The sequence below is a fragment of the Enterobacter sp. A103 genome, assembly GCF_034427535.1.
GTDB lineage: Bacteria > Pseudomonadota > Gammaproteobacteria > Enterobacterales > Enterobacteriaceae > Enterobacter > Enterobacter asburiae_B.
The window spans coordinates 563,369-577,587 of the sequence record NZ_JAXQPQ010000002.1 but is presented as its reverse complement, the minus strand read 5'-3'; the positions used below and the strand labels follow the sequence as shown (position 1 = coordinate 577,587).

Here is a 14,219-nt window from a genome sequence, read left to right as displayed (position 1 = left end):
ACCATGGCCAGATCGCGTGGACGAGGTCGTCGCGAGCTCAAGTCCGAAATCAATATCGTTCCACTGCTGGACGTCCTGCTGGTACTGCTGCTGATCTTCATGGCGACAGCGCCAATCATTACTCAGAGCGTGGAAGTGGATCTGCCGGATGCGACAGAATCACAGGCGGTGAGCACCAATGACGATCCTCCGGTTATCATTGAGGTTTCCGGCGTAGGGCAATACAGCGTCGTGGTAGAGAAAGATCGTATGGATCAGCTGCCGCCTGAGCAGGTTATTGCTGAAGCGCAGCGTCGTCTGGAGTCAAATCCGAAAACGGTCTTCTTAATCGGTGGCGCGAAAGACGTACCCTACGATGAAATTATTAAAGCGCTGAACTTGCTACATAGTGCGGGTGTTAAGTCAGTTGGCTTAATGACCCAACCTATTTGATCATCCGCGTAGTTTTTGGGAACCGATAGTGTCAAAGGCAACCGAACAGAACGACAAGCTTAAGCGAGCGATAATCGTCTCCGCAGTGCTGCACGTGATTCTCTTTGCAGCGCTGATCTGGAGTTCGTTCGACGAGCATATTGATGCATCAGCCGGCGGCGGTGGAGGGTCTTCCATTGACGCCGTGATGGTGGATCCCGGTGCGGTAGTACAGAACTATAATCGCGAACAGCAGCAGAAGGCGAGTGCCAAACGGGCCGAAGAGCAGCGTGAAAAACAGTCGCAACAGCAGGCGGAAGAACTGCGTGAAAAGCAGGCCGCAGAGCAGGAGCGTCTGAAGCAGCTTGAGAAAGAGCGTTTGCAGGCGCAGGAAGCTGCGAAAGAGCAAGCGGAACAGCAGAAGCAAGCCGAAGAGGCCGCGAAGAAAGCACAGGAACAGCAAAAGCAGGCGGAAGAGGCGGCAGCAAAAGCCGCAGCGGACGCGAAAGCACAGGCTGATGCCCAGGCAAAATTAGCGGCAGAAGCGGCGAAGAAAGCCGCTGCTGATGCTCAGAAGAAAGCTGAAGCGGAAGCCGCGAAGAAAGCCGCTGCCGATGCTCAGAAGAAAGCTGAAGCGGAAGCCGCGAAGAAAGCCGCTGCTGATGCTCAGAAGAAAGCTGAAGCGGAAGCCGCGAAAAAAGCCGCTCAGGAAGCAGAGAAGAAAGCTGCTGCCGAGGCCGCGAAGAAAGCGGCTGCTGCTGAGAAAGCGGCTGCAGAAAAAGCTGCCGCTGCTGAGAAAGCCGCTGCCGATAAAAAAGCAGCAGCTGAGAAGGCTGCCGCCGATAAGAAAGCTGCTGCTGAGAAGGCCGCTGCCGATAAAAAAGCTGCTGCTGATAAAGCGGCAGCCAAAAAGGCCGCTGCTGCTGAAAAAGCTGCTGCTGCCGCAGGGGTTGACGATCTGCTGGGCGATTTGAGCTCCGGTAAGAATGCACCGAAAACGGGCGGTGGGGCGAAAGGAAACAACGCAGCGCCGACGGGAAGTGGTAACACTAAGAGTAACGGTGCGACAGGGGCTGAAATCAACGGTTATGCCGCGCAGATTAAATCCGCTATTGAAAGCCGATTCTATGATGCGTCTTCCTATACCGGTAAAACGTGTACGTTGCGTATAAAACTGGCTCCGGACGGCATGCTGCTGGATATCAAGTCTGAAGGTGGCGACCCGGCTTTATGTACTGCGGCCCTGGCTGCAGCGCGTCAGGCGAAGATGCCTAAACCGCCGTCTCAGGCAGTTTACGAAGTCTTCAAAAATGCGCCGCTGGACTTCAAACCTTAAGTTACATTTTCCCCGTGCAAACGGGGAAAAATAGACCAGGTTTAGTCACAGGGTTCTGGTAGTTTTGTCTATTTGAGTTTGTTAACATTCTGCTAAATTATCGTGGGTAAGGTTACCCGGATAAGGGAGATATGATGAAGCAGGCATTACGTGTAGCATTTAGTTTTTTAATGCTGTGGGCAGCAGTACTGCACGCAGAAGTACGTATCGAGATCACCCAGGGGGTGGACTCGGCACGCCCAATCGGTGTTGTTCCGTTCCAGTGGGCCGGTCCTGGCGCTGCACCTGAAGATGCCGGTGGCATCGTGGCGGCTGACCTGCGTAACAGCGGTAAATTCAACCCGTTAGATCGTTCTCGTCTGCCTCAGCAGCCGGGCAGCGCGCAGGAAGTACAGCCTGCAGCATGGTCTGCACTGGGTATTGATGCCGTGGTTGTGGGTCAGGTTACGCCTAACCCGGACGGCTCTTACAACGTGGCCTGGCAGCTGGTGGATACCGGCGGTGCACCGGGTACCGTTCTGGCACAGAACTCTTACAAGGTCACTAAGCAGTACCTGCGCTACGCGGCACACGCTGCCAGCGATGCGGTATTTGAAAAACTGACCGGCATTAAAGGGGCGTTCCGTACCCGTATTGCTTATGTGGTACAGACCAACGGTGGTCAGTTCCCGTATGAGCTGCGCGTATCTGACTACGACGGCTACAACCAGTTCCTGGTGAAACGTTCTTCTCAGCCGCTGATGTCTCCAGCCTGGTCTCCGGACGGTTCTAAACTGGCCTATGTAACCTTCGAAAGCGGCCGTTCAGCGCTGGTTATCCAGACGCTGGCAAACGGTGCTGTTCGTCAGGTGGCGTCTTTCCCACGTCACAACGGTGCGCCTTCCTTCTCTCCGGACGGGTCTAAACTGGCGTTTGCGCTGTCAAAAACCGGTAGCCTGAACCTGTACGTGATGGACATTGGCTCTGGCCAGATCCGTCAGGTGACCGACGGTCGCAGCAACAACACTGAACCTTCATGGTTCCCGGATAGTCAAAACCTGGCGTTTACTTCTGACCAGGCTGGCCGTCCACAAATCTATAAAGTCAACATCAACGGCGGTGCTCCGCAGCGTATTACCTGGGAAGGTTCGCAGAACCAGAACTCAGACGTGAGCAGCGACGGTAAATTTATGGTAATGGTGAGCTCCAACGGTGGGCAGCAGCACATTGCCAAACAGGATCTGGTAGCGGGTGGCGTTCAAGTTCTGTCGTCAACGTTCCTGGATGAAACGCCAAGTCTGGCACCTAACGGCACGATGGTAATCTACAGCTCTTCTCAGGGGATGGGATCTGTGCTGAATCTGGTTTCTACAGATGGGCGTTTCAAAGCGCGTATTCCGGCAACTGATGGACAGGTAAAATCACCTGCCTGGTCGCCGTATCTGTAAATAATAATTAATTGATTACTAAAGGAATCATAGAAATGCAACTGAACAAAGTGCTGAAGGGGCTGATGATCGCTCTGCCTGTAATGGCAATCGCAGCGTGTTCTTCTAACAAGAACGCCAGCAATGACCAGAGCGGCGAAGGCATGATGGGTGCCGGCACCGGTATGGACGCGAACGGCAATGGCAACATGTCTTCTGAAGAGCAGGCGCGTCTTCAGATGCAGCAGCTGCAGCAGAACAACATCGTTTACTTCGATCTGGATAAATACGACATCCGTTCTGACTTCGCTGCGATGCTGGACGCTCACGCTAACTTCCTGCGTAGCAACCCTTCTTACAAAGTCACCGTAGAAGGTCACGCGGACGAACGTGGTACTCCAGAGTACAACATCTCCCTGGGTGAACGTCGTGCTAACGCTGTTAAAATGTACCTGCAGGGTAAAGGCGTTTCTGCTGACCAGATCTCCATCGTTTCTTACGGTAAAGAAAAACCTGCAGTACTGGGTCACGACGAAGCGGCTTACTCCAAAAACCGTCGTGCCGTACTGGTTTACTAAGAGAATTGCATGAGCAGTAACTTCAGACATCATCTGTTGAGTCTGTCGTTACTGGTTGGAATAGCGGCCCCCTGGGCCGCTTTTGCTCAGGCACCAATCAGTAGTGTCGGCTCAGGCTCGGTAGAAGACCGGGTCACTCAACTCGAGCGTATTTCTAACGCTCACAGCCAGCTTTTAACCCAACTCCAGCAACAACTTTCTGATAACCAAAACGATATTGACTCTCTCCGCGGCCAGATTCAGGAAAGCCAGTATCAGTTGAACCAGGTTGTGGAACGTCAGAAGCAGATTTTGCTGCAGATGGATAGTCTGAGCAGCGGTGGTGCAGCAGCACAAGCACAGCCAGCCGCGGGCGATCAGACCGGTGCGGCGACATCAGCTCCGGCTGCGGATGCTTCTGCTTCAACAGGTGCGCCTGTACAGAGCGGTGACGCGAATACGGACTACAACGCGGCCATTGCCCTGGTGCAGGATCAATCTCGTCAGGATGACGCGCTTGCTGCGTTTCAGAACTTTGTTAAGAAATACCCTGATTCCACTTATCAGCCAAATGCGAATTACTGGCTCGGTCAGCTGAATTACAACAAGGGTAAAAAGGACGATGCGGCGTTTTATTTTGCCTCAGTGGTGAAAAATTACCCGAAATCGCCAAAAGCGCCTGATGCGATGTATAAAGTGGGCGTCATCATGCAGGACAAAGGCGACACTGCGAAAGCCAAAGCGGTTTACCAGCAGGTGGTCTCCAAATTCCCGGGTACTGAAGGTGCTAAGCAGGCGCAAAAACGTCTGAATTCGATGGGATGATTATCGCATGACCAGAAATCGCGTTATTTCTGGTCGTGCAGCATGATTCGTAAGCAGTTAAGTGATCTTCATCGAAATTTTTGTTGCGCTGAATTCTTAAATCAGTAATATATGCCGCCGTTGCCACGGGATATCAAACAACGTGAAAACAGCGTAAAAGTGGGTCGTTAGCTCAGTTGGTAGAGCAGTTGACTTTTAATCAATTGGTCGCAGGTTCGAATCCTGCACGACCCACCACTTAACGCACACCAGCAGTACAGAGTGGGTGATTAGCTCAGTTGGTAGAGCATCTCCTTTACACGGAGGGGGTCGGCGGTTCGAGCCCGTCATCACCCACCACTCGGGTCGTTAGCTCAGTTGGTAGAGCAGTTGACTTTTAATCAATTGGTCGCAGGTTCGAATCCTGCACGACCCACCAATTTTATTGGTTCCGAGTGATAATTCAGGCAACACCCAAAAGGGTCGTTAGCTCAGTTGGTAGAGCAGTTGACTTTTAATCAATTGGTCGCAGGTTCGAATCCTGCACGACCCACCAGCCTGAATAAATTTGAAGTACATCCCGCAAGGGGTCGTTAGCTCAGTTGGTAGAGCAGTTGACTTTTAATCAATTGGTCGCAGGTTCGAATCCTGCACGACCCACCAGTGTAGAAAGGCGCCCTAAAGGCGCCTTTTTGCTATCTGCCGTCTGTGCAGGTCGGGCAAGGCGAATCCGCCAGCCGACAAATGCTATCCGCACCTATTTCCGGTGACTTTTCCTCTCATATTCGCTATCTTGTTTAGTATACAAAACACAATTGCCATGCGTTTTGCTATGTCATGCAAAAGAAAGGCAATATTGTTAAGCCCGTAAAACGAGAAGCCATAATGAGTGTGATGTTTGATCCTGAAGCCGCAATCTATCCGTTTCCGCCAAAGCCTGTCCCGCTGAGCCAGGACGAAAAGCAATCCTACCGTGAGAAGATCAAACGTCTTCTCAAAGAACGAGATGCGGTGATGGTGGCCCATTACTACACCGACCCGGAAATTCAGCAGCTAGCGGAAGAGACCGGGGGCTGTATTTCAGATTCACTGGAGATGGCACGCTTCGGTGCAAAACATCCTGCTTCCACGCTGCTGGTTGCTGGCGTGCGTTTTATGGGCGAAACGGCAAAGATCCTGAGCCCTGAAAAAACCATTCTGATGCCGACGCTTAATGCGGAGTGTTCGCTGGATCTCGGCTGCCCGATTGACGAATTCACGGCCTTCTGTGACGCCCACCCCGACCGGACCGTGGTGGTTTACGCCAACACCTCTGCGGCGGTAAAAGCGCGGGCAGACTGGGTTGTCACCTCCAGCATCGCCGTTGAGCTGATTGAACATCTGGATAGCCTGGGCGAGAAAATTATCTGGGCGCCTGACCGCCATCTTGGAAATTATGTCCAGAAGCAGACAGGGGCTGACGTTCTCTGCTGGCAGGGTGCCTGCATTGTGCACGACGAATTCAAAACCCAGGCGCTGGCGCGCATGAAGGCACTTTATCCTGACGCCGCGATTCTTGTTCACCCTGAATCACCGCAGTCTATTGTCGAGATGGCGGACGCCGTGGGCTCAACCAGCCAGCTTATCAACGCGGCCAGAACGCTGCCTAACAGGCAGCTCATCGTGGCAACCGATCGCGGTATCTTCTACAAGATGCAGCAGGCCGTGCCGGAGAAAGAGCTCCTTGAAGCGCCAACGGCGGGTGAGGGCGCAACGTGCCGCAGCTGTGCGCATTGCCCGTGGATGGCGATGAACGGCCTGAAGGCCATTGCCGAAGGGCTCGAGACGGGCGGTGCAGCACATGAAATCCATGTGGATGCCGCCCTGCGTGAAGGTGCGTTAATTCCGCTTAACCGCATGCTGGATTTTGCGGCTACACTACGTACTTAATTCAAAACGCCCGGGGAAAAGATGGATTTTTTTAGCACGCAGAACATTCTGGTTCATATACCGATTGGTGCAGGTGGCTATGACCTGTCATGGATTGAGGCCGTTGGCACGCTGGCGGGATTACTCTGTATCTGGCTGGCAAGCCTGGAGAAGATCAGCAACTACGCGTTCGGGCTGATTAACGTTACGCTGTTTGCGATTATCTTCTTCCAGATCCAGCTGTACGCCAGTCTGCTTTTGCAGTTGTTCTTCTTCGCCGCCAATATTTACGGCTGGTACGCGTGGTCGCGTCAGAACAGCCAGCAGGAGGCAGAACTGCAGATCCGCTGGCTGCCCTTGCCGAAAGCCATCGCCTGGTTTGTCGCCTGCGTGGTCGCCATTGGTTTAATGACCGTCTATATCAACCCGGTGTTTGCGTTCCTGACCCGCGTTGCCGTTTCGGTCATGTCCGGTTTCGGCCTGAACGTGACGATGCCCGAGCTCCAGCCGGATGCTTTCCCGTTCTGGGATTCCTGCATGATGGTGCTGTCGATTGCGGCGATGATCCTGATGACCCGTAAATACGTTGAGAACTGGTTGCTGTGGGTCATCATCAACGTGATCAGCGTGGCGATCTTCGCCCTGCAGGGCGTCTATGCGATGTCGCTGGAATATCTGCTGCTGACCTTCATTGCGCTGAACGGCAGCCGGATGTGGATTAAGAGCGCGCGTGAGCGAGGTTCTCACGCGCTTTCCAGCTAGTGGTGATGCTGATGTGAATGTCCGGACTGCGCCTCGTTAAGGTGGCAGTCCGGCCCGTTACAGGGCTGATACTCCATCTGGATGGTGGCGTGGCCAATTTCGTAGTGATGTTCAAGAAAATGCTGGATGCGTTCAAGCAGCGCATCGTGGTCGTGAGGCGGGATCACCTGGACGTGCAGCGTCATGACAGGTTTTTCCCCTACCAGCCAGACGTGCACATGATGAACGTTGCGGACTTCCGGGACTGAACGGCGCAGGTTGCGCTTCAGCTCGTCAATATCCATCGATGCCGGTGCCCCTTCAAGCAGTTCATTCACGCTCTCCTTCAGCAGTCGCCAGGCGCTGCGCAAGACCAGACATGACACCAGCACGGACAGAATCGGATCGACAGGCGTCCAGCCGGTGTAGAGGATCACCAGCGCGGCGACAATCGCCCCGACTGAGCCGAGTAAATCACCCAGAACATGCAGAGCCGCAGCGCGCACGTTGAGGTTCTTTTCCCCGCTGCCGCGGTGCAAAATCCAGAAGGCGAGGATATTCGCCAGCAGCCCCGCCACGGCAATCACCATCATTGTCGCCCCGGCGATCGGCTGCGGGTGTCTGAAGCGCTGTACGGCCTCCCAGACGATAAGAACGGTAATGACCACCAGCGCAATGGCGTTAACAAACGCGGCGAGGGTTGTTAGCCTCAGCCAGCCGAAGGTATGGCGCGCATTGGGAGGACGACGCGCAAACTGCACCGCTAGCAGGGCGAAGAGCAGCGCTGCGGCATCGGTCAGCATATGCCCGGCATCAGCCAGTAGCGCCAGAGAGCCGGAAATCAGGCCGCCAATGACCTCGATAACCATAAACGTTGCCGTGACGCCAAAGGCCAGCATCAGTCGTTTAGCGTTGTCGTTGCCGGGAGAGGGTGAGTGGGAATGGGAGTGCGCCATGTCTGCTTTCCTGATGTGTTATTGTTTTTAGTGTAGCGTTTTTAATAGGTTACTCCAAAAAGAAAGGAGAGCCAGAGCTCTCCTTTTTCTTACCGAACATCCCCATTACTGGGTGGTGCCATCGGTTTTGGTATTCGCGTCGTTTCCTACTTTGTCATTAGGGTCAGGGCATTTGCCGTCCTTGCACATTGAGTTCTTATGAACCTCGTCCGAGCTCATATTGTCATGATTCATGGTGCCGGAACCGCTGCCGTTGGGATGCAGCATGGTGCCGCCGGTGTTGGTGTTGCCGGTATTGATCTGGCTGTTGTCGACATTATTCGGGGCGATATTCTGTTTCGCATCAGGTGCGGGCTGGCCTGCTGCTGCAGCGGCATTCGCATCACCGTTGCTGTCTGATGTGCCCGTTTCCGCGGCCAGGACGCTGCCGCTGGCCAGAGTGAGTGTGGCGGTCAGGAAGAGGGTTGCCAGTTTTGTCATTTTCATCATGGTGCTCCTGTTCTTGTCGTTACGCTGGATAACATTCTCCAACAGTGCATCTTTTTCTGAGGCGAAAGATTCCGCCTTACGGACTTACGTCAGTAGGGAATCGCGTTTAAGCGTGTAAAATTGGTTGTTACAGTTAAAAAGCTTAGGTTAGATCTCATTTTTCGCTATTTTGTGGCGATTTTTAGGCGAATTCCAGGAATTATCTGCGTGAAGTGTAAAACCGTGTTTACACTTCCTGGTCGACAAGATAGATTGAAAGGATTGCTTTCATTACTAAAGATATGGCAGAGCTGGAAAGAAAATGAATTATCAGAACGACGATTTACGTATTAAAGAGATCAATGAGTTATTACCTCCTGTAGCGCTCCTTGAGAAATTCCCCGCCACTGAAAATGCCGCAAATACGGTTTCTCATGCTCGTAAAGCGATCCATAAGATCCTGAAAGGTAATGACGATCGTCTTCTGGTGGTGATTGGTCCGTGCTCTATTCACGATCCTGCAGCTGCGAAAGAGTACGCAGCCCGTCTGCTCACCCTCCGTGAAGAGCTGAAAGACGAGCTGGAAATCGTGATGCGCGTCTATTTTGAGAAACCGCGCACCACCGTGGGCTGGAAAGGGCTGATTAACGATCCGCATATGGATAACAGCTTCCAGATCAACGACGGTCTGCGCATTGCGCGCAAGCTGCTGCTGGAGATCAACGACAGCGGCCTGCCTGCGGCCGGTGAATTCCTGGACATGATTACGCCACAATACCTGGCAGACCTGATGAGCTGGGGCGCAATTGGTGCCCGCACAACCGAATCCCAGGTGCACCGCGAGCTGGCGTCCGGTCTCTCTTGCCCGGTGGGTTTCAAAAACGGCACTGACGGCACCATTAAGGTGGCTATCGACGCCATCAACGCAGCGGGTGCGCCGCACTGCTTCCTGTCCGTAACCAAATGGGGCCATTCCGCCATCGTTAACACCAGCGGTAACGGTGATTGCCATATCATTCTGCGCGGCGGCAAAGAGCCGAACTACAGCGCGAAACACGTGGCGGAAGTGAAGGTCGGGCTGGAAAAAGCCGGGCTGCCACCGCAGGTGATGATCGATTTCAGCCATGCCAATTCCAGCAAGCAGTTTAAAAAGCAGATGGAAGTGGGTGCAGACGTCTGCCAGCAGATTGCCGGCGGTGAGAAGGCGGTGATTGGGGTAATGATCGAAAGCCATCTGGTTGAAGGTAACCAGAACCTGGAAGGCAGCGAGCCGCTGGTGTATGGCAAAAGCGTCACCGATGCCTGCATTGGCTGGGACGATACCGACACCATCCTGCGTCAGCTGGCGAATGCGGTAAAAGCGCGCCGCGGCTGAATTCTCAGGCACAAATAAAAAAGCGCGGAAGGCTCCGCGCTTTTTTTATGCCTTGCGAAAATTACTTCGCTTTACCCTGGTTCGCGACAGCCGCTGCTTTCGCCGCGATCTCTTCTGCGTTACCCAGATAGTAGTGTTTGATTGGCTTGAAGTTTTCGTCGAACTCATACACCAGCGGTACGCCGGTTGGGATGTTCAGTTCGAGGATTTCGTCTTCACCCATGTTGTCCAGGTATTTCACCAGCGCACGCAGGGAGTTACCGTGAGCAGCGACGATCACGCGCTCGCCGCTTTTCAGGCGTGGCAGAATTGTTTCGTTCCAGTAAGGCACAACGCGGTCGATGGTCAGCGCCAGGCTTTCGGTGGTTGGCAGCTCAGCGTCGGTCAGCTTCGCGTAACGCGGGTCGTGGCCCGGGTAGCGCTCGTCATCTTTGGTCAGCTCTGGTGGGGTGATTGCGAAGCCGCGACGCCACTGTTTAACCTGCTCATCGCCATATTTCTCAGCGGTTTCCGCTTTGTTCAGGCCCTGCAGCGCACCGTAGTGACGTTCGTTCAGTTTCCAGGACTTCTCAACCGGCAGCCAGGCCTGATCCAGTTCGTCCAGCACGTTCCACAGGGTGTGGATGGCACGTTTCAGCACAGAGGTGTAAGCAAAATCAAAGCTGAAGCCTTCTTCCTTCAGCAGTTTACCCGCTGCTTTTGCTTCGCTTACGCCTTTCTCAGACAGATCAACGTCGTACCAACCGGTAAAGCGGTTTTCGTTGTTCCACTGGCTTTCGCCGTGACGCACCAGGACCAGCTTAGTTATAGCCATCTCTTACTCCTCAAGCATTTTTAGAATGATAACAATTCTCATTATATTGCCGTGGCCGTGCCACCAGCAACGCTTAACCCTAACCATAGCGAAAATAGTCTCTGAGTGTAAGATGCTTGTGAATCCAGGGTTATGATTTTGTCTGCGATCGGCGCTATTTTCAGCAAGGCGCGCAGAAAAAAGCCCTCCGGAGGGAGGGCTGGATATTAATGTGGAATAAAATGATATTCCGTCATGCTCACGTACTCTTTACCCGGACGCAGCACGCAGTCTGGCTGCGGCCATTCCGGATGGTTCGGGCTGTCCGGCAGGAACTCGCTCTCCAGCGCCAGGCCTTGCCAGTCGCTGTACTCATCGTGTTCGCGCGCCGTCGTCCCGCCGAGGTAGTTGCCTGAGTAAAACTGCAGTGCAGGGGCTGTGGTATAAACCGTCATCTGCAGTTTCTCATCCGCAGACCAGACCTGTGCGGCAGGCTGTTTCACATCGCCTTTGGCCTGCAGCAGGAAAGCATGGTCGTAGCCTTTTACCTTACGCTGATCGTCATCGCTCATGAAATCCTGGGCGATGGACTTCGCGCTGCGGAAGTCAAAGCTGGTGCCGCTCACGTCTTTGAGGCCCTGATACGGAATGCCCATCTCGTCAACTGGAAGATATGCATCCGCCAGGATCTGCAGCTTGTGGTTACGCACGTCGCACTGGCTACCGTCCAGGTTGAAATACGCGTGATTGGTCAGATTGACCGGACACGGCTTATCGACCGTCGCACGGTATTCGATGGCGATACGGTTGTCGTCGGTCAGCGTAAAGCGCGCGGACGCGACAAGGTTCCCCGGGAAGCCCTGATCGCCATCAGGCGAATCCAGCGAGAACAGCACTTCGCCATCGTTTTGACGAACAATCTTCCAGCGGCGTTTATCGAATCCGTCCGGACCACCGTGCAGCTGGTTCTCACCCTGGCTTGGAAGCAGGGTGTACTGCACGCCGTCGAGTTCAAAACGGCTCTTCGCGATGCGGTTAGCATAGCGACCAACGGACGCGCCCAGATAGGCGGACTGATTGATGTACTGCTCAGGCGAGGCGCAGCCGAGCAGGGTCTCGCGCACGCTGCCGTCCGGCATCGGTACGCGGGCAGAAAGAAGGGTTGCCCCCCAGTCCATCACCGTAACGACCATCCCCGCGCTATTGCGCAGGGTTAACAGGCGATACGGCAGACCATCCGGTGCAAGGGTAGGTGTTTCGTTTAGCACTGTCCGGCTCCTTGTGATGCTTTACAAACATAGAAGGTTTCTTTGATGCCCGTTTTTGCTTCGTACTGCTTCGCCACGGCATCCTGTACGGCAGGGACCAGCTCTTCTGGCACCAGCGCAACGATGCAGCCGCCAAAACCGCCGCCCGTCATGCGCACGCCGCCTTTGTCGCCGATGGTCGCTTTAACGATGTCCACCAGGGTGTCGATTTGCGGAACGGTGATTTCAAAATCATCGCGCATGGAGGCGTGAGATTCCGCCATCAGCTCACCCATGCGTTTCAGGTCACCTTTCGCCAGCGCGGACGCGGCTTCAACGGTACGGGCATTTTCCGTCAGCACGTGACGAACGCGTTTGGCGACAACCGGATCCAGCTCGTGCGCCACTTTGTTAAATTCATTGAGCGTCACGTCGCGCAGAGCAGGCTGCTGGAAGAAGCGGGCGCCGGTTTCGCACTGCTGGCGGCGGGTGTTGTATTCGCTGCCCACCAGCGTGCGCTTAAAGTTGCTGTTGACGATCACCACAGCCGCGCCTTTCGGCAGGGGAACGGCTTTGGTGCCCAGCGAGCGGCAATCAATTAACAGGGCATGCTCTTTTTTGCCCAGTGCGGAGATCAGCTGGTCCATAATGCCGCAGTTGCAGCCCACGAACTGGTTTTCTGCTTCCTGACCGTTCAGGGCGATTTGCGCACCATCCAGCGGCAGATGATAAAGCTGCTGGAACACGGTGCCAACGGCGACTTCCAGCGACGCAGAGGAGCTTAAGCCCGCACCCTGCGGCACGTTGCCGCTGATAACTAAATCGGCACCGCCAAAGTTCTTGTTACGCTTCTGAAGGTGTTTCACCACGCCGCGCACGTAGTTAGACCACTGCTGGCTGTCGTGCGTCACAATCGGGGCATCGAGGGAAAACTCGTCCGTTTCATTACCGTAATCCGCCGCAATCACGCGAACTTTACGGTCGTCGCGCTTCGCGCAGCTGATGACGGTCTGGTAATCGATGGCGCACGGCAGCACGAAACCGTCGTTATAGTCGGTGTGTTCACCGATCAGGTTAACGCGGCCTGGCGCCTGGATAACGTGGGTGGCAGGGTAGCCAAATTTCTCAGCAAACAGGGATTGTGTTTTATCTTTCAGACTCATTTTTTAGACTCCTGATTCGCGATAGTGGACGTCGCTAACGGCACGCAGACGTTCTGCCGCCTGTTCCGCCGTCAGGTCACGCTGGGTTTCCGCCAGCATTTCATAGCCCACCATGAATTTACGCACCGTCGCAGAGCGCAGCAGCGGCGGATAGAAATGGGCGTGCAGCTGCCAGTGTTGATTCTCTTCGCCGTTAAACGGGGCGCCGTGCCAGCCCATGGAGTACGGGAAAGAGCACTGGAAGAGGTTGTCGTAACGGCTGGTCAGCTTTTTCAGCGCCAGGGCAAGGTCGTCGCGCTGCGCGTCGCTGAGATCGGTGATGCGCTGCACGTGCGCTTTCGGCAGCAGCAGCGTTTCAAACGGCCAGGCGGCCCAGTAGGGGACGACGGCCAGCCAGTGTTCGGTTTCCACCACGGTGCGGCTGCCGTCGGCCAGCTCACGCTGGGTATAGTCCACCAGCATCGGCGAACCGTTTTCCGCGAAATACGCTTTCTGCAGACGGTCTTCACGCTCGGCTTCGTTAGGCAGGAAGCTGTTCGCCCAGATCTGGCCGTGCGGGTGCGGGTTAGAGCAGCCCATGGCCGCGCCTTTGTTTTCGAACACCTGCACCCACGGATAGCTCTGCCCCAGCTCTGCGGTTTGCGCCTGCCAGGTGCTGACGACCTCTTTCAGCGCGTCCACGCTCAGCTCGGGCAGCGTTTTGCTGTGATCCGGCGAGAAGCAGATCACGCGGCTGGTTCCGCGCGCGCTTTCGCAGCGCATCAGCGGATCGTGGCTTTGCGGCGCGTCCGGCGTGTCGGTCATCAGCGCGGCAAAATCGTTGGTGAACACGAAGGTGCCTTTGTAGTCCGGGTTTTTATCCCCGGTGACGCGCGTGTTGCCCGGACAGAGGAAGCAGTCCGGGTCGTGCTGTGGCAGCGTCTGTTTTGCAGGCGTCTCCTGCGCCCCCTGCCAGGGGCGCTTGGCGCGATGCGGAGAGACCAAAATCCATTGCCCGCTTAACGGGTTAAAACGACGATGCGGATGATCGACGGGATTAAATTGCGTCATGACG

14 protein-coding genes and 5 tRNA genes are annotated in these 14,219 nt (G+C 54.9%); 13 read left to right on the top strand and 6 right to left on the bottom strand.

Going from position 1 to position 14,219, the window contains the following annotated elements:
• Positions 1–3: 3 nt before the first annotated feature.
• The 12 genes from tolR (at position 4) to pnuC (ending at position 7,184) form a co-directional block, all read left to right on the top strand.
• Entirely contained in the window at positions 4–432 is a 429-nt protein-coding gene (tolR, locus tag SPH27_RS08360) for a colicin uptake protein TolR (RefSeq protein ID WP_003858589.1), read from the top strand.
• A gap of 28 nt (positions 433–460) precedes the next feature.
• Entirely contained in the window at positions 461–1,747 is a 1,287-nt protein-coding gene (gene tolA / locus SPH27_RS08355) for a cell envelope integrity protein TolA (RefSeq protein WP_029740419.1), read from the top strand.
• A gap of 134 nt (positions 1,748–1,881) precedes the next feature.
• Positions 1,882–3,174, top strand: coding sequence for a Tol-Pal system beta propeller repeat protein TolB (gene tolB / locus SPH27_RS08350; RefSeq protein ID WP_008501103.1), 1,293 nt, complete (start codon positions 1,882–1,884; stop codon positions 3,172–3,174).
• A 35-nt stretch (positions 3,175–3,209) separates the two neighbouring features.
• A complete protein-coding gene (pal, locus tag SPH27_RS08345; RefSeq protein ID WP_003858578.1) occupies positions 3,210–3,731 on the top strand; it encodes a peptidoglycan-associated lipoprotein Pal in 522 nt (173 codons plus the stop codon).
• 9 nt (positions 3,732–3,740) lie between these two features.
• Entirely contained in the window at positions 3,741–4,535 is a 795-nt protein-coding gene (gene cpoB, locus SPH27_RS08340; RefSeq protein ID WP_023310799.1) for a cell division protein CpoB, read from the top strand.
• 161 nt (positions 4,536–4,696) lie between these two features.
• Positions 4,697–4,772 (top strand) — tRNA-Lys (locus SPH27_RS08335).
• Between the two features lie 26 nt (positions 4,773–4,798).
• A tRNA-Val gene (locus tag SPH27_RS08330) sits at positions 4,799–4,874 on the top strand.
• A gap of 3 nt (positions 4,875–4,877) precedes the next feature.
• Positions 4,878–4,953, top strand: a tRNA-Lys gene (locus SPH27_RS08325).
• A gap of 41 nt (positions 4,954–4,994) precedes the next feature.
• Positions 4,995–5,070: transfer RNA gene (locus SPH27_RS08320), tRNA-Lys, on the top strand.
• A 31-nt stretch (positions 5,071–5,101) separates the two neighbouring features.
• A tRNA-Lys gene (locus SPH27_RS08315) sits at positions 5,102–5,177 on the top strand.
• A 222-nt stretch (positions 5,178–5,399) separates the two neighbouring features.
• On the top strand, positions 5,400–6,443 hold the full coding sequence (nadA, locus tag SPH27_RS08310; RefSeq protein WP_182071394.1) for a quinolinate synthase NadA: 1,044 nt from the start codon (positions 5,400–5,402) through the stop codon (positions 6,441–6,443).
• Between the two features lie 21 nt (positions 6,444–6,464).
• On the top strand, positions 6,465–7,184 hold the full coding sequence (gene pnuC / locus SPH27_RS08305; RefSeq protein WP_047061376.1) for a nicotinamide riboside transporter PnuC: 720 nt from the start codon (positions 6,465–6,467) through the stop codon (positions 7,182–7,184).
• On the opposite strand, the gene zitB is transcribed toward pnuC, so the two are convergent.
• Positions 7,181–8,119: a CDF family zinc transporter ZitB gene (zitB, locus tag SPH27_RS08300; protein WP_058841708.1), complete on the bottom strand. Its 939-nt coding sequence runs from the start codon at positions 8,117–8,119 to the stop codon at positions 7,181–7,183. The two genes, pnuC and zitB, sit on opposite strands and share 4 nt — an antisense overlap.
• A gap of 105 nt (positions 8,120–8,224) precedes the next feature.
• On the bottom strand, positions 8,225–8,605 hold the full coding sequence (locus SPH27_RS08295; RefSeq protein ID WP_032661161.1) for a protein YbgS: 381 nt from the start codon (positions 8,603–8,605) through the stop codon (positions 8,225–8,227).
• 304 nt (positions 8,606–8,909) lie between these two features.
• On the opposite strand from SPH27_RS08295, the gene aroG reads away from it, so the two are divergent.
• Positions 8,910–9,962: a 3-deoxy-7-phosphoheptulonate synthase AroG gene (gene aroG, locus SPH27_RS08290; protein WP_024908788.1), complete on the top strand. Its 1,053-nt coding sequence runs from the start codon at positions 8,910–8,912 to the stop codon at positions 9,960–9,962.
• Between the two features lie 61 nt (positions 9,963–10,023).
• Here aroG and gpmA read toward each other — a convergent pair whose 3' ends face one another.
• From gpmA to galT, 4 genes are all read right to left on the bottom strand, one after another.
• Positions 10,024–10,776, bottom strand: coding sequence for a 2,3-diphosphoglycerate-dependent phosphoglycerate mutase (gpmA, locus tag SPH27_RS08285; protein ID WP_033144959.1), 753 nt, complete (start codon positions 10,774–10,776; stop codon positions 10,024–10,026).
• Between the two features lie 206 nt (positions 10,777–10,982).
• The gene (gene galM / locus SPH27_RS08280; protein ID WP_047061378.1) at positions 10,983–12,023 is read right to left on the bottom strand and encodes a galactose-1-epimerase; all 1,041 of its coding nucleotides are present in this window, start codon (positions 12,021–12,023) and stop codon (positions 10,983–10,985) included.
• Entirely contained in the window at positions 12,017–13,165 is a 1,149-nt protein-coding gene (galK, locus tag SPH27_RS08275) for a galactokinase (protein ID WP_029739550.1), read from the bottom strand. The genes galM and galK overlap by 7 nt, the downstream gene beginning before the upstream one ends.
• Before the next feature lie 3 nt (positions 13,166–13,168).
• Positions 13,169–14,215: a galactose-1-phosphate uridylyltransferase gene (galT, locus tag SPH27_RS08270; protein WP_058841705.1), complete on the bottom strand. Its 1,047-nt coding sequence runs from the start codon at positions 14,213–14,215 to the stop codon at positions 13,169–13,171.
• Positions 14,216–14,219: the final 4 nt, after the last annotated feature.